This is a genomic window from Psychrobacillus sp. FSL K6-2836 (assembly GCF_038003085.1).
Lineage (GTDB): Bacteria > Bacillota > Bacilli > Bacillales_A > Planococcaceae > Psychrobacillus.
In genome coordinates this window covers 847,879-870,442 of the sequence record NZ_JBBOOM010000001.1, presented here as the reverse complement: position 1 = coordinate 870,442, position 22,564 = coordinate 847,879, and the positions used below count along the sequence as shown (strand labels likewise).

The window sequence follows — 22,564 nt, the reverse complement described above, 5'->3', positions numbered from 1 at the left end:
AAGGAGGATAAATCGATGACATTTATATTTCATGCAAAAGAAACGGTTTCATTATTAAAGCAATTGGTAGAAATTCCAAGTCCGTCTGGTTATACAACAGAAATTATGGACTTTATGGAAAATATTTTAAAGCAACTGCAAGTGGATTATCTTCGGACAAATAAAGGTGCGTTAATCGCTACTATAAAAGGAACAGATGAAACCAAGCATCGTCTTTTAACTGCGCATACAGATACTTTAGGTGCGATGGTAAAAGAAGTTAAAGGAAGCGGTAGATTAAAGCTTACTATGGTAGGAGGCTTTAATTGGAATGCTGTTGAAGGTGAATATTGTACTATTCATACAGCGGATGGCAAAAAAATTAGAGGTACTATTTTAATGCATCAAACAACTGTGCATGTATATAAAAACGCTAGTGGTTTACCTCGTGATGAACAAAATATCGAAGTCCGTATAGATGAAAAAGTATTAACTGCAGAAGATACACGCAAGTTAGGTGTAGAGGTGGGAGATTTTGTGTCATTCGATCCTCGATTTGAAGAAACTGAAACTGGTTTTATCAAATCCCGTCATCTTGATGATAAAGCGAGTACAGCATTACTACTTCAATTAATCAAAACAATTCAAGATACTAATGTGACTTTACCACATACAACACATTTCTATATTTCCAATAATGAGGAGATTGGATATGGGGGTAATTCCAACGTACCTGCTGAAACAGTAGAATATTTGGCTGTTGATATGGGTGCTATTGGAGACGGACAATCGTCGGATGAGTATACAGTGTCTATTTGTGCAAAAGATTCTTCTGGACCCTACCATTATGAATTAACTCGCCAATTAGTAGAGTTAGCCAAAAAAGAAAATATCGAATATAAATTAGATATTTATCCTTACTATGGATCAGATGCTTCCGCAGCTATTCGTGCTGGGTATGATGTGAAGCATGCTCTATTGGGACCAGGAATTGAAGCCTCTCACGCATATGAACGTACACATATTGATTCGTTGGAAAACACAGCTAAACTTTTGTATAGTTATGTATTTGCAAAAATGTCTTAAGAATCGGGTAAAACCGATTCTTTTTTTTAATGAAATAAAATAAAAATATTCAGTAAACACTGGTTACGTGGGACTTTAGTAAAGTGAGTACTGCTGATTCCCGTTTCGGGTGGACGCGTTTTAGGAGGGGAAGCGATGAACCATCACCCACGTATCACTAAGAAGATAGGATTGAATGTCGGAAAATAGAAAAGTATGGTGTAGCTACGTTCTTCCAACATTTTTCGGGGTAAACTTATGTATTTGTGCTTTTTTTACTTGTTTTTTTGTCTCTAAATCCATATGATTAGTAAGTGAATAAGAAGGAGATATAACAGAATGGATATAAAATTACAAGATGAAATATTAAAGCGAAGAACTTTTGCAATTATTTCCCACCCGGATGCTGGTAAAACAACTATTACGGAAAAGCTTTTATATTTTGGTGGAGCTATTCGTGATGCAGGTACAGTTAAAGGAAAAAAATCAGGGAAATTTGCAACATCAGACTGGATGGAAATTGAAAAGCAACGTGGAATTTCGGTAACTTCCTCCGTTATGCAATTTGACTATAATAATTGTCGTATAAATATATTGGATACACCTGGACATCAGGATTTTAGTGAGGATACGTATCGTACATTGATGGCAGTTGATAGTGCAGTTATGATTGTCGACGCTGCAAAAGGTATTGAAGCGCAAACGTTGAAACTATTTAAAGTTTGTCGTATGAGAGGCATTCCTATTTTTACTTTTATAAACAAGCTTGACCGTCAAGGGAAAGAACCACTTGAACTAATGGAAGAGCTAGAAGAGGTTCTCGGTATTCAATCTTATGCAATGAACTGGCCAATTGGTATGGGTAAAGAGTTCTTAGGTATCTATGATCGTTATAATGGACGAATTGAGCAATTCCGTACAGAAGAATCGGAGAGATTTCTTCCTTTAGACGATGAGGGAGAACTTGCAGTAGATCATTCGATGAAAAAAACTTCCTACTACACACAGGCAATAGAAGATATTATGTTGCTAAACGAAGCTGGGAATGATTTTGATAAGGAAAAAGTATTGTCTGGCGATTTGACTCCAGTATTCTTCGGTAGTGCATTAACTAATTTCGGGGTCCAAACATTTTTAGAAACGTATTTACAGTTTGCACCTACTCCTCAGCCTCGCGTGACAGAAAAGGAAGAAGAAATAAATCCGTTAAACGAAGACTTCTCTGGTTTTATCTTTAAAATTCAAGCGAATATGAATCCAGCTCACCGTGACCGTATTGCATTTGTTCGTATCGTTTCCGGTAGGTTTGAGAGAGGTATGACGGTTACTTTGGCTCGTACAGGAAAAACGTTTAAAGTGACGCAGTCAACACAATTCTTAGCCGATGATCGTGAAACAGTAGAAACGGCAGTTGCAGGAGATATTATCGGACTTTACGATGTAGGGAATTATCAAATAGGAGACACGGTTGTCGGGGGTAAGAAAGCTTTTACTTATGAAAAGCTTCCACAATTTACACCTGAGCTATTTGTTAAAGTTACTGCTAAAAACGTGCTGAAGTCGAAGCATTTCCACAAGGGAATTTTACAATTAGTGCAAGAAGGAGCTATTCAGTACTATAAAACACTTCACACGGAGGAAATTATTTTAGGTGCTGTTGGACAGCTTCAATTTGAAGTGTTTGAGCATCGTATGAATAATGAATATAATGTGGAGGTCCGAATGGAACCTATCGGATCTAAAGTAGCTCGATGGATTGAGAACGAAGAAGAAGTGAAGGAATCGATGACAGGTCCGCGTTCTATGCTTGTAAGAGATCGTTATGACAATTATGTATTCTTATTTGAAAATGAGTTCGCCACTCGTTGGTTCCAGGACAAATACGAGCATATTAAGCTTTATAATTTACTTTAATGCAGAAGACCACCTATTAAAAGGTGGTCATTTTTAAAAAGAAAGTATATAAAAATGTCCCGTGAACACTGGATTCGCTAGGTTTTAAAGAACGAATAATCCTGTAATTTCCGTTTCTTGTGGACGCTTTCCGCTTATCCCGCTGGAGTCGCCACATTCAACTACAATCAATTAGTGTCTAGTACTTCATCATAAGATTTGACAAAGTGTATCGCTAAGATGATAATATTGGTCAAATTTTATTTAGAGAAAAAATCATCTGTGATCGCTTTTAAATTAGAAATGCGATTATCCACTCGTAGATGAACACAGTAAAATTTCTTTGTACTAGTATCCATTCCAACTTGTTTATTAAAAGTGGACATTGTTGATTGGAGCGCAGGGTGACGACTCCTGCCGGAATGCATGAGCTGAAGACCCTGGACTGAGCAAGGGAAGCGGCTGAAGCCATGCCGGGGGTGAGCGTCCGCCCGGAGCGGAAATCAACAGCATTTCTAGGTTTCATACCAAATCGCAAGTCCCATACTCTGAATCGCAAATCCCTCACCCAAAATCCTGTATTACCTTTCACTTTTTAGCAATAATTAATTTGAACTCTTCTTCTGTAGGGCATATGATAGAAAGAGCAAATAAGAAGGTGGTCCCCCTAAATGAAAATTAGTGACTTTTCCATAAAAAGACCCGTATTTACAACTGTTATTATGTTCTTAATCATAATTCTAGGTGGGGTTTCATTTTTTAAAATACCTGTTACCTTAATACCTGATTTAAATCCTCCTATTGCAGTCGTTGTCACAAATTATCAAGGTGCAAGTCCTGTTGAGGTTGATGAGAAAATTACGAAGCCTTTAGAAGCTTCACTTAGCACATTACCAGGTATTAAATCTGTTAACAGTACCTCTCAAGAAGGGGCTAATTTCATTTTATTAGAATTCGATTGGTCGACGGATATGGATGCGATTCAGTTAGATGTCATGCAACGCATCGATATTACACCTCTTCCTGAAGGGGCAGATAAACCAAGATTTCTGAAGTTTGATCCTGCACAATTCCCAGTTATCCAGCTATCATTGAACACGAAGAATTCAAACAACGATATTCAGCTGATAGCAAAGCAATTAGAGAAAGAATTGTTAAGGACAGAGGGAGTTGCAAGTGTTAATATCTCTGGTTCTTTAGTTGAAGAAGTACAGATTTTACTGGACCAAGAGAAATTAAAAAGCAAAGGACTTACACAAACGGATATTGTACAAGTCATTCAAGCGAATAATATTTCCCTCCCAGGCAATCCCATTGAAACAGATGAAGATAAATCACTAACTACTAGAATAATTAGCATTTTAACATCTGTCGAAGATATAAAAAAATTGGTAGTGACAGTTAATCCGTTGGATGGAACTACTGTCACAATTGCAGATGTGGCTACTGTCGATTTAACGAAGCAAGAACAATTTTCTGAAACTAGAGCGAATGATGAACCGGCTGTTTTACTATCCGTTTTCCAAGAATCTAATGCCAATACAGCGAATGTCTCTACAGCTTTTCAAAAAGCATTAGATAAGCAACTGGAAAAAGAAACGTTTCAGGATGTCAACGCAAATATACTTTTTGATCAAGGGGACTATGTAAAAGTTGCCATAAATAATATAGGAACTACCCTAATTACGGGTGGATTATTGGCCATGATTATTTTGTTTATATTCTTAAAAGGCATAAGAAGCCCAATTATTGTTGGTGTGGCGATCCCTTATTCTGTTATTGTAACGTTTGTTCTTATGTATTTTGCTGGGTTTTCGTTAAATATTATGACGTTAGGGGCACTAGCACTTGGCATTGGGATGCTTGTTGATAACTCCATCGTTGTTATAGAGAATATAGAGAGGCATTTAGGATTAGGAAAGACACCTAAAGAAGCAGCAAGTATTGGTACGAAGGAGGTAGCTGGTGCAATTACGGCCTCTACTTTGACTACAATAGCTGTTTTTGTGCCTGTTCTGTTTCTCTCTGGTTTAATAGGGCAGATATTCACCGAATTTGCACTTACGATTTCATTTAGTTTGATTGCGTCATTGGTAGTTGCTATTACTGTTATTCCAATGATGGCAAGTAAGCTACTGAAAAAGCCAAAAGGAGATCTAGAAGCTAAACGAAGAAGATCGAAAGCGTATAATAATTTTGAACGATCGATTAAGTGGACATTAGGTCATCGTGCAATGATACTAATGATTACTGGTATTTTGTTGATTGTTTCTGTAATCGGTTTGTTCCGCGTTGGAACAGAATTTTTGCCAGCAACGGACGAAGGATTTGTCACTATTTCGATAAATCTTGAAAAGGGCTCCTCTTTTACAGCCACAGATACTGTGGTGAACAAAGTGGAAGAGATCCTACAAAAAGAAGAGGATATAGAAGTTTATGTGAGCTTTGTAGGAGGCAGCCAAGAAGGGCAGTCTAGAGGAAGCTCAAGTTCTAATACAGCTGAAATTTCAGTAAAGTTAAAAGCATTAGAGGATAGAAAACGTTCGGTTTTTACCTTTGTAGATGAAGTGCAACCAAAAGTAGTAAATGCTGTAGGAGCTGCTGCAGAAATAAATTTCAATGTGCAGACTGCTTCTGGCTCTTCTCCAAATGTTGTGTCATTTACTGTGTCATCTAACAATAAGAGTGTATTGAACGCAGCAATTACTAACTTACAACAAGATTTAGAAAGCTTAGATGGAGTTGTCAAAGTTACAAATGACTTAAGCACTAAGATGGAAGAGGTACAGATTAATGTTATTCGAGAGAAAGCTACAGAATATGGAGTTGCTCCCGCCCAAATTGCGCAGACCGTAAATAATATGACGAGAGGGGTTTTAACTTCTCAAATTATTGATGAAAACGACAAAGTATTAGGCGTTTATGTGAAATATGATGAAATGTATCGAAGTAATTTGGAACAATTAAAGCAATTGCAATTACGTACTCCTTCAGGTCAGTATATTGCACTACAAGAGGTTGCAAATGTAGAAATAGCTGAAGGTCCCGTCGCCATTCGAAGTGTTGACCAAGCAAGTGCGGTGTCATTTTCAGTAAAATATGAGTCCAAGTATTCACTTGGTGAAATGTCAGATCTAGTTGACGAGATTATACAGGATCAGAAACTTCCAGAGGATATTGCAGTATCTTTTGGTGGCGATCGAGAATTATTGGATAACTCCAAGAATGATATGATATTGGCGGTATTACTGGCAGTGGTATTAGTATTTATCGTGATGGCAGCTCAGTTTGAATCATACAAATATCCTTTTGTTATTATGTTTACCGTTCCACTTGTAGTTATAGGTATTTTCATAGGACTCTTCACCACGAATTTGCCGATTAGTATTTCAGCCATAATTGGAATTTTAATATTGGTTGGAATTGTCGTAAATAATGGTATTGTCTTAGTCGATTATATTAATCAACGGAAAATGGAAGGTATTTCTTCGTATGAGGCAATTATTACATCTGTCCGCGATCGTGTTCGTCCAATATTGATGACTGCGCTGACGACAATATTAGGACTTATACCTTTAGCTTTAGGTATAGGAGAAGGTACTGAGATCAATCAGCCAATGGCAATAACTGTTATTGGTGGATTAATAAGTTCCACTTTTCTCACTCTATACGTAGTTCCAATAATCTACAGTTTGTTTGATAGAGAAACTAGAGGTAAAATATAATCGAAATATTCGGATAATTATCATGGAGAGTCTTCAATTGGAGACTCTTTTTACGTATAATGGAAAAAGGGGTGTAACACATGTCCATTGCTTTGATGACAGGGTTTCCAGGATTTTTGGCAAAGAATATTATAAAAGAGTTAAGGCAGCAGAGTGCTTTTTCAAAAATTTATGTACTTGTACTACCTTCTCAAACTGATTTAGCAGAAAAAGTAATCGAGGAAATTTATCACGATCAATTACATACTCCAACAATTGAAATCGTAGTAGGAGATATAACCCTTTCTGATGCCGGAATTCAAGAGGATTTTCTCGAAAAGTTGCGAAATGAAGTTGAATACGTTTGGCATCTTGCTGCCATTTATGATTTAGCTGTTCCAAGAGAAATTGCCTGGAAAGTGAATGTCCATGGTACAGATATGTTTAATAAAGTAGTAACTGAATTCTCCAAACTAAAACGATATGTATATTTTAGTACAGCATATGTGGCAGGTTTAAGAGAAGGGAAATTATTAGAAACTGAATTAATTCGACCAGATGGTTTTAAAAATTATTATGAAGAAACGAAATATGAAGCAGAATTACTTGTAGAGAAGTTAAAAGTAGCGATTCCAGTTACAATTATTCGACCTGGGATTGTAAGGGGCCATTCAGAAACTGGAGAAACGATTAAGTTTGATGGTCCCTATTTCTTTGTTAATATGATTTCAAAATTAAAGAAGTTGCCTTTTATTCCCTATTTAGGAAAATCAATTTCATGTATTAATGTTGTTCCAAGTGATTTTATAACTAAGGCATCAATCTATTGTTCCTTTAGTGACGCAGCAATTGGTCAAACTATACATTTAACCGATCCGCAGCCTTATCCAGTTGAAGAGGTTTATAGAGCATTTGTGAAAGAAATTACTGGGAAGCTTCCAAGAGGGAGGCTTCCATTATCAATTGCAAAATCTTCTGTTGAATTGTATCCCGTTCGAAAATTTTTAAGGGTAGAAAAAGAAACATTAGATTATTTAACTTGGAATGCAACATTTGATACGACAAATGCTGAAACAATTCTTTCAAAAGGAAATATTACATGCCCGGATTTTATCCAAACAATACCAGCAATGATTGCATTTTATAATAAGCATAAGAACGACTCCTCTTTTCATATTTTAATAAAGTAGTTATTAGTTTACAAAAGCTTTGAATATGTTATAATTAATAACATAATTAAATAGACTTTTGACTAACGTCAAAGGGGAGTAGCTATAGGGAAACCTATTTCATAGTCGTCATTACGTGGTTGTTGCCACCGGTTATGATAGCAATTATATTATTTTTGCTTAGCAAGACCTTTGCCTTTTTTAAGGCATGGGTCTTTTTATATGCAAAAAAGGAGGATTTTGATGGACGCGTCAATATTATTGGAGTACGGATGGGTGTTATTAGTTCTTGTTGGTTTAGAAGGATTATTAGCAGCCGACAATGCAGTCGTAATGGCTGTAATGGTAAAACATTTACCAAAAGATCAACAGAAAAAAGCATTATTTTATGGTTTACTAGGTGCGTTTGTATTTAGATTTTTAGCATTGTTTATGATTACTTTCTTAGTGAATATTTGGCAGGTTCAAGCAATAGGTGCAGCATACTTATTGTTCATATCGATTAAACATATTTATGATCAACGAAAAAATTCAGATAACCATATAGATATGGACGATATGGCACCTAAAAAAGGCTCTGGCTTCTGGATGACTGTTTTAAAAGTAGAACTTGCAGATATAGCATTTGCTATTGACTCTATGTTAGCTGCGGTTGCAATCGCTGTAACATTACCATATTGGGGAGAATTTGAAATTGGTGGTATTAATGGTGGACAATTCGCAATAATGTTCTTAGGTGGAGTTATTGGTCTAATTATTATGCGATTTGCAGCACATAAATTCGTTAAATTACTGGAGAAGATGCCTTCATTAGAAACTGCGGCATTCTTAATCGTAGGATGGGTTGGAGTTAAACTTGCGGTTATGACATTAGCACATCCAAATGTTGGAGTGTTAGATGAGCATTTCCCACATTCTACTCCATGGAAGTTAATTTTCTGGACAGTTTTACTTGCCATTGCTATTGGTGGTTACGTATTAGGGGTTATGCAAGAGAAAAAAACAGCGAAATAATTATAGAATAAGCGTAAAAAGATAGTTTTAACTATCTTTTTACGCTTATTTTTTTTACAATGAGATAATGATTACTTGGAATACCGAAAGGAATAAAATAATGAAGCAGCCACAACTAAAAAAGAAATTGAAATTTACACCTGCTCAAGTTATTGTCACTTATTATTTCATTGCCATTGCTATTTCTGTTATTCTTCTTCGTTTACCAGGAGTGCATAAACCTGGGGTTGAAGTAGCATTCATTGATAGTCTTTTCACCGCTGTGAGCGCCGTTTCCGTTACTGGTTTAACGTCTGTAAGTATTTTGGAGACATACAGTGTATTTGGCTATTTCATGATTATTCTTATACTACAGCTTGGCGGAATTGGAATTATGTCGTTAGGGACATTTATTTGGTTGATCGCAGGAAAGAAGATTGGTCTACGTGAAAGACAGTTAATAATGGTCGATCATAACCAATCCAATTTATCAGGAGTCGTTCATCTGATAAAAGAGATTGTCAAAATTCTTCTACTTATTCAAATTATCGGCGCGATACTATTAACCTTATATTTTACCAAGTATTTCGATACGTTAGAACAAGCAGCGATACATGGAATATTCACATCTGTATCTGCAACAACTAATGCAGGGTTTGATATTACTGGCCAATCATTATTTGCATACCATAATGATTATTTCGTGCAAACAATAACAAGTATATTAATCGTTTTTGGAGCAATAGGTTTTCCGGTTTTAATTGAAGTAAAGGAGTTTTTATCAAACAAAAACAAAAATTTCCGGTTTTCTTTATTTACAAAGTTAACGACCATTACGTACGGAGTACTTCTGTTGTTTGGAGCAGTTATGATTTTTATATTAGAGCTTTTTCATTCCTTTAAGGGTATGCCGTGGCATGAGAAGTTTTTTACCGCATTTTTTCATTCCGTATCTACACGCTCAGCGGGTTTAACGACTATGGATGTTACGTTATTTAGCGAGGGTACCAATTTTTTAATGAGTGTTCTAATGTTTATCGGAGCTTCTCCAAGTTCTGTCGGTGGTGGAATTCGTACTACAACTTTTGCCATTGCACTCCTTTTTTTAATCCATTTTTCAAGAGGAAAAGACAATATTCAAATATTTAATCGAGAAATTCACTTAATAGACGTCTATCGTTCATATGCTGTCATTATTCTAGCTCTAGTGATGGTTTTCACGGCTACGCTGTTACTTTCTGTTACGGAGCCTGATGTACCAATTTCCTCTTTAATATTTGAAATCACCTCAGCTTTTGGAACATGTGGTATGAGTCTCGGTATTACAGAGGATTTGTCGAATATAGGGAAAATAACAATAATGATTCTGATGTTTATAGGGCGAGTAGGTTTAATATCTTTCTTGTTTACATTAGGAGGAAAACACAAAAAAACAAAATTTCATTATCCGAAAGAGCGTGTGATTATTGGGTAATATTAAAAGCCAAGCAATGGAACTATTGCTCGGCTTTTTTTTAGAAAAAAGTTGTAGGAGAGCTACGGACAGATAAATTCCACAAGATTACCTCTCCCCAATTAGGTCGATAATATTATACCAACCAATTTGTCCAAAGCGCTTCGGAAAAACATAGAAACAGTTTTTGAACTAAAGCACCGGGCATTGTTTATGCCCGGCTTTTCTTAATCAATAGTTATTATATCAACTAAATTTGGGATGCAGTTATTTCATTAACAAATGCTAAATGAGGCGTCTCCGTCTTTCCAAATGTAGTTAACAAATATCCTGCTTTTTCCTCAATAGATCCTTGCATAAATGCATCAACATCAATAGAAATTGGTGTTATAAATGTTTGTTTGTATAATTCTCGCTCATTTAACTGTAATGTAGTAAATGATTCACCAGCTAGACTTGGATCTTTTACTAAAAATTTATACATTTTAGATTGTTCTTCCTTACTAAGATCATTATTCCACCAAGGCTTGCGAGGCTGGAACTTTTGTTTTGATAAATAATCTAGCTTCATCACACTTTGAATAGTAGGCAATGAAATATTATCTAGGCCTTCTAAGAACGCATAAAGTCTAGTGTATAAGTCCTCTAATTGGTGTCCGATTCTAGACCAGTTACGCTCCTCCCAGAAAGTCCCGAACTGTTGGAAAAAATCGAAAGGAGTTTCAAATACATGTTCGAATAAATACTCAAGTGTGCGATCCATCCTATGCGCATTCCAATATTTCTCTAAAACATCTTCTACTTGCTTAATACGTAAAATATCATCAAAGTTTAATACATTATTAGAGAATATCTCGTATGGAGCTTGATCTACATAAACATAGCCATATTTCTCCGCTTCAACTCGTAGACCAGTACCACGAAGTAATTTTAAAAATCCTAGCTGAAGTTCTTCGGGACGCATTTCAAATACTTCATTAAATGTATTTCTAAAAGAAGAATAATCCTCTTCTGGAAGACCGGCGATTAAATCTAGATGTTGGTCAATCTTCCCACCATTTTTAACCATAGTTACAGTTCGTTTTAGTTTTTCAAAGTTTTGACGACGTTGCACAAGTTCATTTGTTAAATCGTTTGTAGATTGTACGCCAATTTCAAAACGGAATAATCCAGCTGGAGCGTTTTCATTTAAAAATTGAATTACTTCTGGACGCATAATATCTGCTGTGATTTCAAATTGAAAAACAACTCCGGGTTGATGTTCATCTATTAGAAATTGAAACATTTCCATTGCATAACTTCGACTAATATTGAAAGTTCGATCGACAAATTTGATAAGTTTAGCACCATGATTCATCAAATAACGAATATCTTCTTTTACTTTATCTCGATTAAAATACCGTACGCCAACTTCTATAGAAGATAAGCAAAACTGACAAGAAAATGGGCAGCCTCTACTCGTTTCAACATAGACGATACGTTTCGATAAATCAGGGAGATCCTCTTTAAAACGGTAGGGGGAGGGGGATAATCTTAAATCGAGTTTTGGTGGTAGCGGATTAAGTATAAATTTGTCATCTTGTACATAAGCTAGACCAGGAACCTCTTTAATCGTTTGTTTCTTAGATAAAAAATTTAGTAAGTCTTTAAACGATTGTTCTCCTTCACCAACGACCACATAGTCGATTTCTTTGATTTGTCGTAACCAGATATTTGTATCATAGGAAACTTCAGGACCTCCTAAAACGACAATAACAGATGGGTCGACAGTTTTTAACATTTTAATAACTTTTATCGTTTCTTCAATGTTCCAAATATAGCAGCTAAAACCAACAACATTTGGCTTCTTTTGATAAAGATCAGCAACTATATTAAAGGTGGGATCTTTTATTGTGTACTCTACTATTAAGGGGTGATACTCGGGTTCTGCATAAGCTTTTAAACAGCGTAGCGCTAAATTAGTATGGATAAACTTCGCATTTAAGGTGGTTAAAATTATATTCATTGTTCATAAACTCCTTTTTTTATAATTCTATTGTAGCAGTCCAAATTCTTATGGACAATATAGGTCATAAGAATCATGTCAATCCGTCCAATATTATGGAATAATCAGAATAAACAAACAAATTTCTGTTGTTCTTATTTATAATTTGATGTAGGTAATATTCAGAAAGGCTGGTGTATTTCTTGTTGACAAAATACGAATATAAGGAAAAGTTTGAACATATTTTTCAGCTTTTTTCAAGTGGACTTATATTTATTAATGACAAAGGAATAATATTAGATTTGAATTCCTATGCCGAAAAAATTCTGCACATAGACAAAAGCGATTTCATTGGCCTGAGTGCACGACATCTGTTAAGTTTATTCAATGAAACCGTTGAAGAAAAAAATAGCTTTTTAGAAAAGCTTCTCAACGAAGGATATTTGGATACTCATATTGAATTCCAGACTTTTGTAGGTGAGCATAAATTTATACATGTAGTAATTTCTAAACAAAACGATAGCGGATTATATCTAGCTGAAATATCTGATGAATCAGAAAAAATGTTTATGAAGAAAAGACTCGATCAGTCGGAATCACTTCGTACATTAGGACAACTGGCAGCAGGTATAGCGCATGAAATTCGAAATCCTATGACATCGTTGAAAGGATTTATACAACTATTAACTCAAAATGCAACAGAAGATGCGAAGCGATACTTAACTGTTATAAATGACGAAATCAATAAAATGGAAGAAATCCTCACTCAATTTTTAGAGCTCTCTAAACCAAGTAAATCAAAGTTTACTGTCATAAATGTTGAAGATACTATATTAGAAGTTGTCAATTTTATGGCTCCCCAAGCTTTATTAAAATCAATTAACTTAAACGTTTCTAGTCAAATAAGCAAAGAGTGTGAAGTTATTGGAGATAGTCAATTACTGAAACAGGTATTTGTAAATGCTATTAAAAACGGGACAGAAGCAATGCCTAATGGTGGAAATATCCATATTAGTATTTCATATAAGCTTGGGAACTTTGTTAGTATTTCTGTGAGTGATCAAGGACATGGGATTGAGGATGGGCATATCAATAAAATTTTCCAGCCTTTTTTCACTACTAAATCAACTGGGACAGGTCTTGGATTATCACATGTCTACAAAGTTATAGAAGAACATGGTGGAAATATAAAGGTTAATAGTATAGTTGGAGAAGGTACTACTTTTGATTTTATTCTTCCATGCCAAAAATAGTTTATTAAGCTTTTTGACAATATAAACCGTGGACCTATATAATAGTGGGTAATGTATTTTATATAGGTGAGGATGACGTAATATGACAGAAGAACAATCAAACAGTGCATTAAAACTATTTATAGTATTGTCACGTGCCCATAAAGTAATTCATGAATGTTCCAATCAGTTCTTTCAAGAAAATGGTTTAAATCCAACGGAATTTGCTGTGTTAGAGCTTTTATATCATAAAGGTAAACAGCCACTTCAACAAATTGGTAATAAGATTTTATTGGCAAGCGGTTCTATCACGTATGTCGTTGATAAACTAGAGGGACGAGGGTACGTTAGACGAGTATCGAGTCCAACTGATAGACGTGTGACCTATGCAGAAATTTCTGAAGAAGGTACAAAATTTATGGATGAGTTATTTCCACGCCATGAGAAACAATTGATAGGGCTCATGGATGCATTGCCGGAAAACGAAAAATTGGAAGTAATTGAACTTCTAAAAAAGCTAGGTCTATCTATTAAAAACTTATCTTATTAATAATATAAACTTCGAGCCTTATAATGGGATCGAAGTTTTTTATTTATTCTTTTAACATAGAAGCCCTTTGGGGTGAGTAAAATGTAATCTGAACATATAAAGAAGAAATGAAGGCACAAAATTTTCCGTTCCATAAATCTAGTGTTCTAGGTACTTTGAAAAATAGGATATACCCAAGAATACCGCTGATTTCCGTTTCAGATGGAGTACAAAGGCAAAGTGCTCCACTATGCGATCGCAACGCCTTCGTGACCAACATCCTGTTGGCCTCCGAAGGGTGAGCGATGAACCATCACCGTCGCCATCACATCGATATGATGGTTCATCTGTCTCACTGATTCTGCTGGAGTCGGCACCTTTCACTACAATAAATTAGTGTGTAGTACTCCACTAGAAGATTTATAAAAGCTTATCGCTTAGATGATAAGATTGGTCAAATTTTAGAGAGTTATAAAATTACTAGTAATCGCTCTTGAAAGGAGGAAGTAGGTTTTCTTTTATCAAAGTGGAAATACAGAGAAAAAGAAGTATATATTCAATAAAGATGCAATGATGGGCCAGAAATTGTATTTTCTGGCGCTCATTCTAAGTATAGGAATGTATCTTTTCTCTAGTTACCCAAAAATGTATTAACCTGTTTTTAAAAGTTGTCGAATGGTGACGGATAAACTCTATAAGATTAACGAAAAAAAGATGCTGGTTGATTGCGACGAACGTCACAATCAACCAGCATCCCTAAAATTCACTTGGTAATAAATATAGCAACAAGTCCGTCTAAAGCCCTTCGAAAACGATAGTAACAGTTTTAGGCAATTAGAAGTACTTAGGTTTTTCTTATTTCGCTTTAATTGTTTCTGCCATCTGTACAAATGTTTCGAGGGCAGGAGAATCAGCTGTGTCAAATACTGTTAGTTTAACAATTAGTCCTTCTCGTTCAAATACATAACCTGAAACCTTGCCTTCAGGTGTATCAATCTGATGAGAAGAAGTATTTTCTATAAAATCATTAGTAGGTATTAGATTTTTTTCTTTAATATCAGTAACTGTTGCTGATTCATTGGATGCTTGTAAAGTAACAACTAGATTTTCTTGAATTTCTTCGATTTTTACTTCATCTGCAGAGAAAGTTTCGATACGCATTGACTGTGAATCATTGTTTTGATTGAATAACAAGTCTTTATTTGGTTCTTCGCCAGTTAACTCAAAACCTTTCATGACAGTGATGGAATAGTTTTGACTGTCACTTTCCGTAGTAGTTCCTTCTACTACTTTTTCTGTAGAATTAGTGGATTGCGATTGTTCGGTATCTGTTTCTGTTTCAATATTCTCCGATTCTTCCGGAGAGGTAGCTTGTTCAGTATTTTCATCTACTGTTACTTGGGTCTCATCTGGATCCTCAGTTGTTGTGCTTGTACCACAAGCCGCGAGAAGACCTGTTAGTAATAGAATAGAAAGCGATGTATAAAATTTTTTCATCCGTTTTCAGCTCCTTTTTTATTATCAAGTGCATCCTTTAGTCAGCATTTGTCCAGCTCCAGCGCTTGTCGGGGTCGACATATGCGCTTGTGCTTTTCTTATGTAGACGATAAGGGGTTTTGTTTTGTTTCAAGTGAAAGGCAATACTAAAAACAATAGAACCAGCAAAGTAATGTGTGCAAGAACAATTGCAGTGATACTTTTTTTCCACTCATATAGTATACCAAAGACGACACCTACGAAAAATCCTCCTAATATACCTATCCAAAAACCAGTGAATATGAACGACAACCCAAAAAGCAGGGAACTCAAGATAATAGCAAACTTAGGCTGCATATATTTTTTTAATTGTTGTTGGATTAATCCTCTCCAAAAAACCTCTTCACCAGGAGCAATGATGAATATTAGTAATAGATAATGCCAAATAGCTGTTGGGCCATAATGACTTAAAAATTTATCTATACTGTTTGTTAAATAGGCTGGTCCCATGTCTATTAAGAGATAAGTCCCTAGCATACCTGCATAAGAAAGGAGCCCGAACATTATGCCAAGAAAACTTAAGCGGATTGAATTGTTGTCTTCTTCCATTTTGGAAAAATAGAAAAAAGCTGCCATAAGGAAAAATACGGAGAAAGTATAAAAGTACCAAAAAACTTTTTCATTTGAAAAAGTAATCCAGGATAGACAATAAGCAAGAATTAATGAAAGTAGTAGTTGATATATTGGTGATTGACGAAACATAATACACATCCTTCTCATATTTAAAAAACCGTCCATCTTTTTGAGAGGAACGGCATGACGTTTAATCTTCATTACTATATAATATCTTATAACGCTTATGATTGATAACTGTTTTCTCTTCTGTTTCCAGTTCATTAAAGTTTTCCATATAAGTTAAGTTAACGATCACCGAGTTTTCATTGACTTTCTCTACAATACCTTGAAGACCATCTTTGAATTCAATAATATTCCCAACTTCAGCTATTTTCATAGAGTGTCCCATCCCCTTAAGAACATAATATAATACAGTTTGCCTTAAAATAAGGAGTACGTAAAGTATTTTGGCTAAACTTCTTAAAAAAATCTTAAAAATAACTAATAAAAGGATTGATACTTATGCAAGAATCATATGAAGAAAGACTTAATATGCTTCAAAATGGGGACATTAAAGACATTGTCATTGAAAAAAATGAATTTATAGCTTTTAGAGAAGTATTAGTTCTACGAGAGGATTTTAAACATTTTTCTGGTAATGCGAAACAAGGGGGTCAGATAGTATATACCTATTTAAATATACCTAGAAGTTGAGAATGTCGTTAATTGTCATACGTCTTATGGTTTAGTCCCATTCCTCAAAAGGTATACTGAAATTAATATACATTGTTAAAAGGAGCGATTCAGTATGTCAGAGACAAGATTAAAAAGATTAGAGGCTACTAGAGAGAAAATGGTAAGATCCGCTTTAGAAAAAGGGGTTTTAAACCAAGATACGATTAAGTTAAGTGAAGAGTTAGACCAATTATTAAATGACTTTCAATTTATAGATATGGATGAGGAAAATACTAAAAAAGAAGGATAATAGGGGAGAGAGTAAAATGGGGAGTATATCATTATTACAAACAGAACTGAATAAAGCTATTGTTGGAAGAGAAAAAGAAATTAACTTTATGCTAATGGGGTTATTAGTACAAGGTCATGTGCTATTAGAAAGTGTTCCAGGATCAGGGAAAACAATGATGGCTAAGGCGTTTGCAGAAGCGATTCAAGGTGAATTTAAACGTTTACAATTTACACCGGACGTATTACCTTCAGATGTTACCGGTATAAGTTATTTTCATCCACAAAAACAAGAATTCGTTCTTCGAGTAGGACCAGTAATGAGTAATATATTACTTGCTGATGAGATCAATCGCGCAACACCAAGAACTCAGTCTAGTTTGTTGGAGGCAATGGAAGAAAAACAGGTTTCCATAGACGGGGAAACCATTCCTCTTTTAAAGCCTTTCATGGTTATTGCTACACAAAACCCAGTTGAATCTCAACAGGGAACTTTTCCTTTGCCAGCAGCGCAATTAGACCGTTTTTTATTTAAATTGACGATAGATTATCCGTCACAAGTAGAGGAAAAAAGTATTTTGCAGCAATTTGGACGTACACCAGGACAAGTTAGCATCGATAAAATTGTCTCATTGGAACAGATTGGAAAGTGGACAGAGCAAGTGAAAGAAGTAACTGTACATGAGGATATCATGACATATATCATTCAAATCGTACATTATACAAGAAATCATCAATACATAGAACTAGGGCTTAGTAGCCGCGCTTCTTTGGCGATTCTACAAGCTGCGAAAGCTCATGCTTTTGTGAACAATAGGACCTTCGTGACACCAGATGATGTGAAAAGGGTTATTGAGCCAGTATGTCTTCATCGGATGAAGTTATCATCTCAAGGAATGCTGATTTACAATTTAGCAGAGATTTTGAAAACAATAGTAGAAGAGGTGGAAGCACCTGTTGAGGCTAATGTACGATGAATTGGAATCGTCATGGTTCCGGTATGACCAATACTAAAATTTACTTAGATCTCCTCATTTTTACTTTTATTCTTAGTTTTCTTTTTAAACAGTATATTTTTGTTGCGGTTATTTCTTTTTTGTTGTTAATCGGGCTCGTTCAAATAATTTATTATCGCAAAGTTGGGCAAAGGTTTGAATTTGTAAATACTAAAAAAAGAATACGCTTAATGAAGAATACTTCCTCAGACCTTACACTGACTTTTAACAACAAAGGACTGCCAATTTGGAACGCAGTTTTAACTATATCTTTTCAAACAAATATAGTGCCAAATGGAATACCTAATACAAGAGTGGGTGACTTTCACGAAGTTAAAATTCCTTTTTCGATTGGTTATAAAAAGAGTGTTTCATTAAAGGTTCCCATCAAAGGCGCGAGCAGAGGCCTTGCCAAGATTAAGCAACTTGATGTTCAAATACCTCATCCTTTAACTGATGGATCCATATTACTGGAGTTTAAACCATATATACTTTTGGATGCGATTGTTTTTCCAAATATATACGATGTTAAAGAGAATTTCTTACCATCCAAATTGAAACAAGGGGATTTGGCGTTGAATTCCTCATTGTTTGACGATCCTTTCTTTCCAGTAGGTACCAGGGAATATGAGCCTGGTGATCAGTTTCATCATATACATTGGAAGGCTAGTGCGAAGACTGGACAGTTACAGACGAAAGTTTTTACCCGTGTGGCAAATGTATCGGTATTATTTGTCGTAAATGTGGGTGAAAAGTATAGTGTTCTTTCTGACTTTGAAGATAAATTAGAGTGGCTTGCTTCCTATATCGATGCTTGCTATAAGGAAGATATCCCCTTTTCATTTGCGTTAAATGTTCGAACATCTGGAAAAGTCCCTTTTGTATATCTCCCATTGGGTAGTGGGGATTCACATCGTATACAAGCAATGGAATTGTTGTCAATCCTCTCGATTGCTCATAGTATTATTCCTTTTGATAAATTACTAGCATACTTAGATTTGCATGAGGAGCTACCAGTTGCAACTTATGTGAAGACGCATCGTGTAGAGGCGTATACACCGCTACTACAACGATGGGAGCAACGAACAAATGTATTATATAAGTCGCCTACAGAGATAGGGGGCATATCTCATGGATATAATGACTAATAATGTAAAAGTTCAAGCACAGTCACTAGGGAAATACATACAAGATGTATGGATTGTTGCACTACCTTTGGTTATTTTTCAGTATGAGACAACCTTCGAACTACCTTTTTTATGGATCATTCTTCAAACTATCATTGCTATCTGCATGCAAATAACAATGGGGAGAACTGGTACAAATCCAATTATTCCTTTTATAGTTCCAACCAGTGTTCTATTAATATTATTATTGTTTAATAGTCCTCTCTGGTTATTTATATTAGGTACAGGAATTTCTATTTGGCGTATACAAGTACGATTTAACAAAATACAGGATGAACAAACAGTTGAAAGTAACTATAATCTGTATTTCTTTTTAATATTTTTGGCCGTTCATTTTGTTTGTTTTATCCTTGGATTAGAGAACTATATCTTTTCGTTATATAGCATGGTCATTTTAGGAGTTGTGTTGCCTGTAGCTATGAGATTGTATGCTGTTTGGGTGAGCACGAATAAACAAAACTCAGCTTCCATGTCTCAGGTAATAGGCGGGTTTTCCATAGGATTGTTATCTGTAGTAAGCTTATCCGCTGTGCTTTATATTACGATTCCTTTTATAAGAAAAGGGCTTGATGTTCTGTTTGGGAAGGTTATGAGTATCGCCATCATTCCATTTCTACCGTTATTAGAGTATTTAGAAAATCTTTTTAGTCGGTTAGAAATAAAAGCACCGGAAGAAAGTGAACGTATCCAGTCAGAAGTGCCAACGGAAATGGAGCCATACGAAATAGTCTCGGAAAGTATTGGAAATGGTTTTCCGTTTGAACTTGTCTTCTTTGTTTTAGCAGTTATTATAATTGTATTATTTATCCGATTTTTATTGAAAAATAAACCAGATACGTTATCGACAGAACCTAGTGTTATTCATTATATAAATAAAGAGATAGAGGAAGATAGGAAAGTTAAGCAGTTAAATGGTCAGCAATCCATATATCAAGTGGATACGTCTCTATTAAGAGAGAAATATAAAGAATTTGAAGTAGAAGCTTCCTTGTATGATTTTGATCGAGCTAAAAGTGAAACAGTGCGTGAATGGTTTCACCGGATGGAATGGGCAGTGAAGGATGAGTTCTTCCAAGTCTATGAGGAAGTAAGATATGGCGGGGTGACTATTCAATCGGAGAAGGCCGAATTTTTCCTCTCAAATCTCGAAAAAATAAAAACAAAATATTTTTTTGAAAAAGATGTTTAAAAATGTCTGAGCGGGGCATAATAATAAAGAACACAGCAACATTCTCATTTCCCCCTTTTTAAGGACCATCCAAAAGTTATATGGATGGTCCTCTTTTTTTGGTACACTAAATGTATTCAAAAAAAAAGGAGGGTTATCTATGTCAAAACAATTTAAGGTTGGATTTATCGGTACAGGTGTGATGGGGAAAAGCTTGGTGAAGCATCTATTAAATGCTAATCATGAAGTAACAATTTATACTAGAACGAAAGAGAAGGCAGATGAGCTTTTAAAAGAAGGAGCAAAAATGGTCTCATCTCCTAGCGAAGTTGCAAAACAGGTAGAAATTTTGTTCACAATGGTCGGTTATCCTCGTGATGTAGAAGAAGTGTATTTTGGGGATAATGGTATTTTTCAAATAGACAATACCAATTTAACGGTCATAGATATGACAACGTCTACACCAACATTGGCAAAGAAAATTGATGAAAAAGCAAAAGAGAAAGGGATGCAGTCACTAGATGCTCCTGTTTCTGGAGGAGATATTGGGGCACAGTTTGGGAAGCTTTCTATTATGTGCGGAGGAGAAAAGTCGACATTTGACCAAGCTCTTCCAATATTAAATCTCTTTGGGGAAACGATTTTATACCAAGGGACTGCTGGTGCAGGTCAGCATACTAAAATGTGTAACCAAATAACTATCGCTACAGGCATGATTGGTGTTTGTGAGGCAATGGCTTATGGAAGGAAGGCTGGCTTGGATTTAGATCAGGTTTTGCGTTCCATTTCAACAGGTGCAGCAGGTTCATGGTCACTTAGCAATTTGGCACCTAGAATGATAGCAGGAAATAATGAACCAGGCTTTTATATAAAGCATTTTGTGAAAGACATGAGGATTGCTTTGGAAGAGGCAGATAAGATGGATCTTCAATTACCTGGTTTAACACTTGCAAAATCATTGTATGAGGACTTAATAAATGAAGGTTACGCAGAAAATGGTACACAAGCCCTGATTAATAGCTATTTATAATATAGTAATTATTTACTAGTGCATGTTATAATAAATGTAACACATCTTATGAAGGTAGGCGACTCATCATGAACGACCATAAAGGAATATTACTTGAAAGTGGCACAAACGAATTAGAAATTGTGGAATTTCAAGTTGGACAAAACAAATTTGGTATAAATGTGATCAAGGTTAAAGAAATAATTCAACCTATTGGAATTACATTTATTCCACATGCACATCCACATGTTGAGGGCATTGTTCAACTTCGCGGAGAGGTTCTACCTGTAGTAAGCATGAATAGAGTATTGGGGATTCCTATTCAAAACAAAAGTGATCAAGAAAAGTTTATCGTAGCGGAGTTCAACAAACAACGGGTCGTATTCCATGTGGATAACGTCACCCAAATTCATCGGATCTCATGGGATCAAATTGAAAAACCATCTGATATTTACCAAGGCAGCTCTTCACATGTTATTGGGGTTATTAAAAGACAGGAAGAAATGATTCTATTAGTAGATTTCGAGAAAATTATTGTTGATATTAACCCAGAATCAGGTATTAATGTGGAGTCTGTGAAAAAGCTTGGAAAACGTGAGCGTTCGGACAAAAAAATTGTAATAGCAGAGGATTCACCCTTACTACGTAAACTGTTACATGACACTTTGACGGAAGCAGGTTACGCAAACTTAGAGTTTTTTGAGAACGGATTAGATGCTATTAACTATTTAGAACAATTAACAATAGTAACTAGTGACATTTCAGAGCATGTCCAAATTGTTGTAACAGATATTGAAATGCCTCAAATGGATGGACATGCGCTAACTAAAAAGATAAAAGAGCATAATAATTTATCGAAGCTACCTGTGCTTATATTCTCTAGTTTGATTACGGATGATCTTCGTCATAAAGGAGATCAAGTCGGCGCAGAGGACCAAATTAGTAAACCAGAAATAGCAGAACTAGTTTTAAAAATAGATAAGTTTATATTATAAGCGTGGCTAGTATGAAATTTTAAACGGAATAATAGTTGTATGTAACACTGAATTGTACCATTACCTTAGCATATATATGGAGGGTCGCGACAAGCATCGCGCTCTCCTTTTTTCGGTGGTCTTGCGGCGTTATTGACTGGCAATTAATAAATCAG

19 protein-coding genes are annotated in these 22,564 nt (G+C 35.4%); 15 read left to right on the top strand and 4 right to left on the bottom strand.

Features of this window, described 5'->3' with window-relative positions:
* Positions 1-15: 15 nt before the first annotated feature.
* From MKY37_RS04260 to MKY37_RS04235, 6 genes are all read left to right on the top strand, one after another.
* Positions 16-1,065 (top strand): M42 family metallopeptidase, encoded by a 1,050-nt coding sequence (locus tag MKY37_RS04260; protein ID WP_340774125.1) that lies wholly within the window; start codon positions 16-18, stop codon positions 1,063-1,065.
* A 318-nt stretch (positions 1,066-1,383) separates the two neighbouring features.
* Complete coding sequence (locus MKY37_RS04255) at positions 1,384-2,958, top strand: peptide chain release factor 3 (protein ID WP_340774123.1); 1,575 nt, start codon at positions 1,384-1,386, stop codon at positions 2,956-2,958.
* 650 nt (positions 2,959-3,608) lie between these two features.
* Complete coding sequence (locus MKY37_RS04250; RefSeq protein WP_340774122.1) at positions 3,609-6,662, top strand: efflux RND transporter permease subunit; 3,054 nt, start codon at positions 3,609-3,611, stop codon at positions 6,660-6,662.
* An 80-nt stretch (positions 6,663-6,742) separates the two neighbouring features.
* Positions 6,743-7,831 carry an SDR family oxidoreductase gene (locus tag MKY37_RS04245; RefSeq protein ID WP_340774120.1) on the top strand — a complete coding sequence of 363 codons (1,089 nt, stop codon included), beginning with the start codon at positions 6,743-6,745 and terminating at the stop codon, positions 7,829-7,831.
* Between the two features lie 222 nt (positions 7,832-8,053).
* Complete coding sequence (locus tag MKY37_RS04240) at positions 8,054-8,824, top strand: TerC family protein (protein WP_340774117.1); 771 nt, start codon at positions 8,054-8,056, stop codon at positions 8,822-8,824.
* Between the two features lie 67 nt (positions 8,825-8,891).
* A complete protein-coding gene (locus MKY37_RS04235) occupies positions 8,892-10,277 on the top strand; it encodes a TrkH family potassium uptake protein (protein ID WP_340774115.1) in 1,386 nt (461 codons plus the stop codon).
* A gap of 229 nt (positions 10,278-10,506) precedes the next feature.
* Here the strand turns inward: MKY37_RS04235 and MKY37_RS04230 are convergent, their stop codons facing one another.
* Positions 10,507-12,261, bottom strand: coding sequence for a B12-binding domain-containing radical SAM protein (locus MKY37_RS04230; protein WP_340774114.1), 1,755 nt, complete (start codon positions 12,259-12,261; stop codon positions 10,507-10,509).
* Positions 12,262-12,446: 185 nt separating this feature from the next.
* Here MKY37_RS04230 and MKY37_RS04225 point away from each other — a divergent pair, with 185 nt between their 5' ends.
* Both MKY37_RS04225 and MKY37_RS04220 read left to right on the top strand, forming a co-directional pair.
* Positions 12,447-13,493: an ATP-binding protein gene (locus tag MKY37_RS04225; protein ID WP_340774112.1), complete on the top strand. Its 1,047-nt coding sequence runs from the start codon at positions 12,447-12,449 to the stop codon at positions 13,491-13,493.
* An 82-nt stretch (positions 13,494-13,575) separates the two neighbouring features.
* Positions 13,576-14,022, top strand: a complete 447-nt coding sequence (locus MKY37_RS04220; RefSeq protein WP_340774109.1) for a MarR family winged helix-turn-helix transcriptional regulator — start codon at positions 13,576-13,578, stop codon at positions 14,020-14,022.
* Between the two features lie 834 nt (positions 14,023-14,856).
* Here MKY37_RS04220 and MKY37_RS04215 read toward each other — a convergent pair.
* The 3 genes from MKY37_RS04215 to MKY37_RS04205 form a co-directional block, all read right to left on the bottom strand.
* Positions 14,857-15,498 carry a hypothetical protein gene (locus MKY37_RS04215; RefSeq protein ID WP_340774106.1) on the bottom strand — a complete coding sequence of 214 codons (642 nt, stop codon included), beginning with the start codon at positions 15,496-15,498 and terminating at the stop codon, positions 14,857-14,859.
* Between the two features lie 129 nt (positions 15,499-15,627).
* Complete coding sequence (locus MKY37_RS04210) at positions 15,628-16,239, bottom strand: CPBP family intramembrane glutamic endopeptidase (protein ID WP_340774103.1); 612 nt, start codon at positions 16,237-16,239, stop codon at positions 15,628-15,630.
* 61 nt (positions 16,240-16,300) lie between these two features.
* Entirely contained in the window at positions 16,301-16,489 is a 189-nt protein-coding gene (locus MKY37_RS04205) for a YkvS family protein (protein ID WP_090563100.1), read from the bottom strand.
* A gap of 125 nt (positions 16,490-16,614) precedes the next feature.
* Between MKY37_RS04205 and MKY37_RS04200 the strand changes: the two genes are divergently transcribed.
* The 7 genes from MKY37_RS04200 to MKY37_RS04170 all read left to right on the top strand — a co-directional run bounded on the left by MKY37_RS04200 (position 16,615) and on the right by MKY37_RS04170 (position 22,409).
* Complete coding sequence (locus tag MKY37_RS04200; protein WP_340774098.1) at positions 16,615-16,806, top strand: abortive phage infection protein; 192 nt, start codon at positions 16,615-16,617, stop codon at positions 16,804-16,806.
* A 94-nt stretch (positions 16,807-16,900) separates the two neighbouring features.
* Positions 16,901-17,077, top strand: coding sequence for an aspartyl-phosphate phosphatase Spo0E family protein (locus tag MKY37_RS04195; protein ID WP_340774096.1), 177 nt, complete (start codon positions 16,901-16,903; stop codon positions 17,075-17,077).
* A 16-nt stretch (positions 17,078-17,093) separates the two neighbouring features.
* Positions 17,094-18,032, top strand: coding sequence for an AAA family ATPase (locus MKY37_RS04190; protein WP_340774094.1), 939 nt, complete (start codon positions 17,094-17,096; stop codon positions 18,030-18,032).
* Positions 18,029-19,198 carry a DUF58 domain-containing protein gene (locus MKY37_RS04185; RefSeq protein WP_340774091.1) on the top strand — a complete coding sequence of 390 codons (1,170 nt, stop codon included), beginning with the start codon at positions 18,029-18,031 and terminating at the stop codon, positions 19,196-19,198. The genes MKY37_RS04190 and MKY37_RS04185 overlap by 4 nt, the downstream gene beginning before the upstream one ends.
* The gene (locus MKY37_RS04180; protein WP_340774090.1) at positions 19,182-20,426 is read left to right on the top strand and encodes a hypothetical protein; all 1,245 of its coding nucleotides are present in this window, start codon (positions 19,182-19,184) and stop codon (positions 20,424-20,426) included. Before MKY37_RS04185 ends, MKY37_RS04180 begins: the two co-directional genes overlap by 17 nt.
* Before the next feature lie 139 nt (positions 20,427-20,565).
* Positions 20,566-21,435, top strand: a complete 870-nt coding sequence (locus MKY37_RS04175; RefSeq protein WP_340774089.1) for an NAD(P)-dependent oxidoreductase — start codon at positions 20,566-20,568, stop codon at positions 21,433-21,435.
* A 68-nt stretch (positions 21,436-21,503) separates the two neighbouring features.
* Positions 21,504-22,409 carry a chemotaxis protein gene (locus tag MKY37_RS04170; protein WP_340774087.1) on the top strand — a complete coding sequence of 302 codons (906 nt, stop codon included), beginning with the start codon at positions 21,504-21,506 and terminating at the stop codon, positions 22,407-22,409.
* Positions 22,410-22,564: the final 155 nt, after the last annotated feature.

Bases quoted from the DNA above. Each gene is read 5' to 3' on its own strand.
- MKY37_RS04260 (WP_340774125.1), top strand. From the start codon at position 16: ATGACATTTATATTTCATGCAAAAGAAACGGTTTCATTATTAAAGCAA.
- MKY37_RS04255 (WP_340774123.1), top strand. From the start codon at position 1,384: ATGGATATAAAATTACAAGATGAAATATTAAAGCGAAGAACTTTTGCA.
- MKY37_RS04250 (WP_340774122.1), top strand. From the start codon at position 3,609: ATGAAAATTAGTGACTTTTCCATAAAAAGACCCGTATTTACAACTGTT.
- MKY37_RS04245 (WP_340774120.1), top strand. From the start codon at position 6,743: ATGTCCATTGCTTTGATGACAGGGTTTCCAGGATTTTTGGCAAAGAAT.
- MKY37_RS04240 (WP_340774117.1), top strand. From the start codon at position 8,054: ATGGACGCGTCAATATTATTGGAGTACGGATGGGTGTTATTAGTTCTT.
- MKY37_RS04235 (WP_340774115.1), top strand. From the start codon at position 8,892: ATGATTACTTGGAATACCGAAAGGAATAAAATAATGAAGCAGCCACAA.
- MKY37_RS04230 (WP_340774114.1), bottom strand. From the start codon at position 12,261: ATGAATATAATTTTAACCACCTTAAATGCGAAGTTTATCCATACTAAT.
- MKY37_RS04220 (WP_340774109.1), top strand. From the start codon at position 13,576: ATGACAGAAGAACAATCAAACAGTGCATTAAAACTATTTATAGTATTG.
- MKY37_RS04215 (WP_340774106.1), bottom strand. From the start codon at position 15,498: ATGAAAAAATTTTATACATCGCTTTCTATTCTATTACTAACAGGTCTT.
- MKY37_RS04210 (WP_340774103.1), bottom strand. From the start codon at position 16,239: ATGTTTCGTCAATCACCAATATATCAACTACTACTTTCATTAATTCTT.
- MKY37_RS04205 (WP_090563100.1), bottom strand. From the start codon at position 16,489: ATGAAAATAGCTGAAGTTGGGAATATTATTGAATTCAAAGATGGTCTT.
- MKY37_RS04200 (WP_340774098.1), top strand. From the start codon at position 16,615: ATGCAAGAATCATATGAAGAAAGACTTAATATGCTTCAAAATGGGGAC.
- MKY37_RS04195 (WP_340774096.1), top strand. From the start codon at position 16,901: ATGTCAGAGACAAGATTAAAAAGATTAGAGGCTACTAGAGAGAAAATG.
- MKY37_RS04190 (WP_340774094.1), top strand. From the start codon at position 17,094: ATGGGGAGTATATCATTATTACAAACAGAACTGAATAAAGCTATTGTT.
- MKY37_RS04185 (WP_340774091.1), top strand. From the start codon at position 18,029: ATGAATTGGAATCGTCATGGTTCCGGTATGACCAATACTAAAATTTAC.
- MKY37_RS04180 (WP_340774090.1), top strand. From the start codon at position 19,182: ATGGATATAATGACTAATAATGTAAAAGTTCAAGCACAGTCACTAGGG.
- MKY37_RS04175 (WP_340774089.1), top strand. From the start codon at position 20,566: ATGTCAAAACAATTTAAGGTTGGATTTATCGGTACAGGTGTGATGGGG.
- MKY37_RS04170 (WP_340774087.1), top strand. From the start codon at position 21,504: ATGAACGACCATAAAGGAATATTACTTGAAAGTGGCACAAACGAATTA.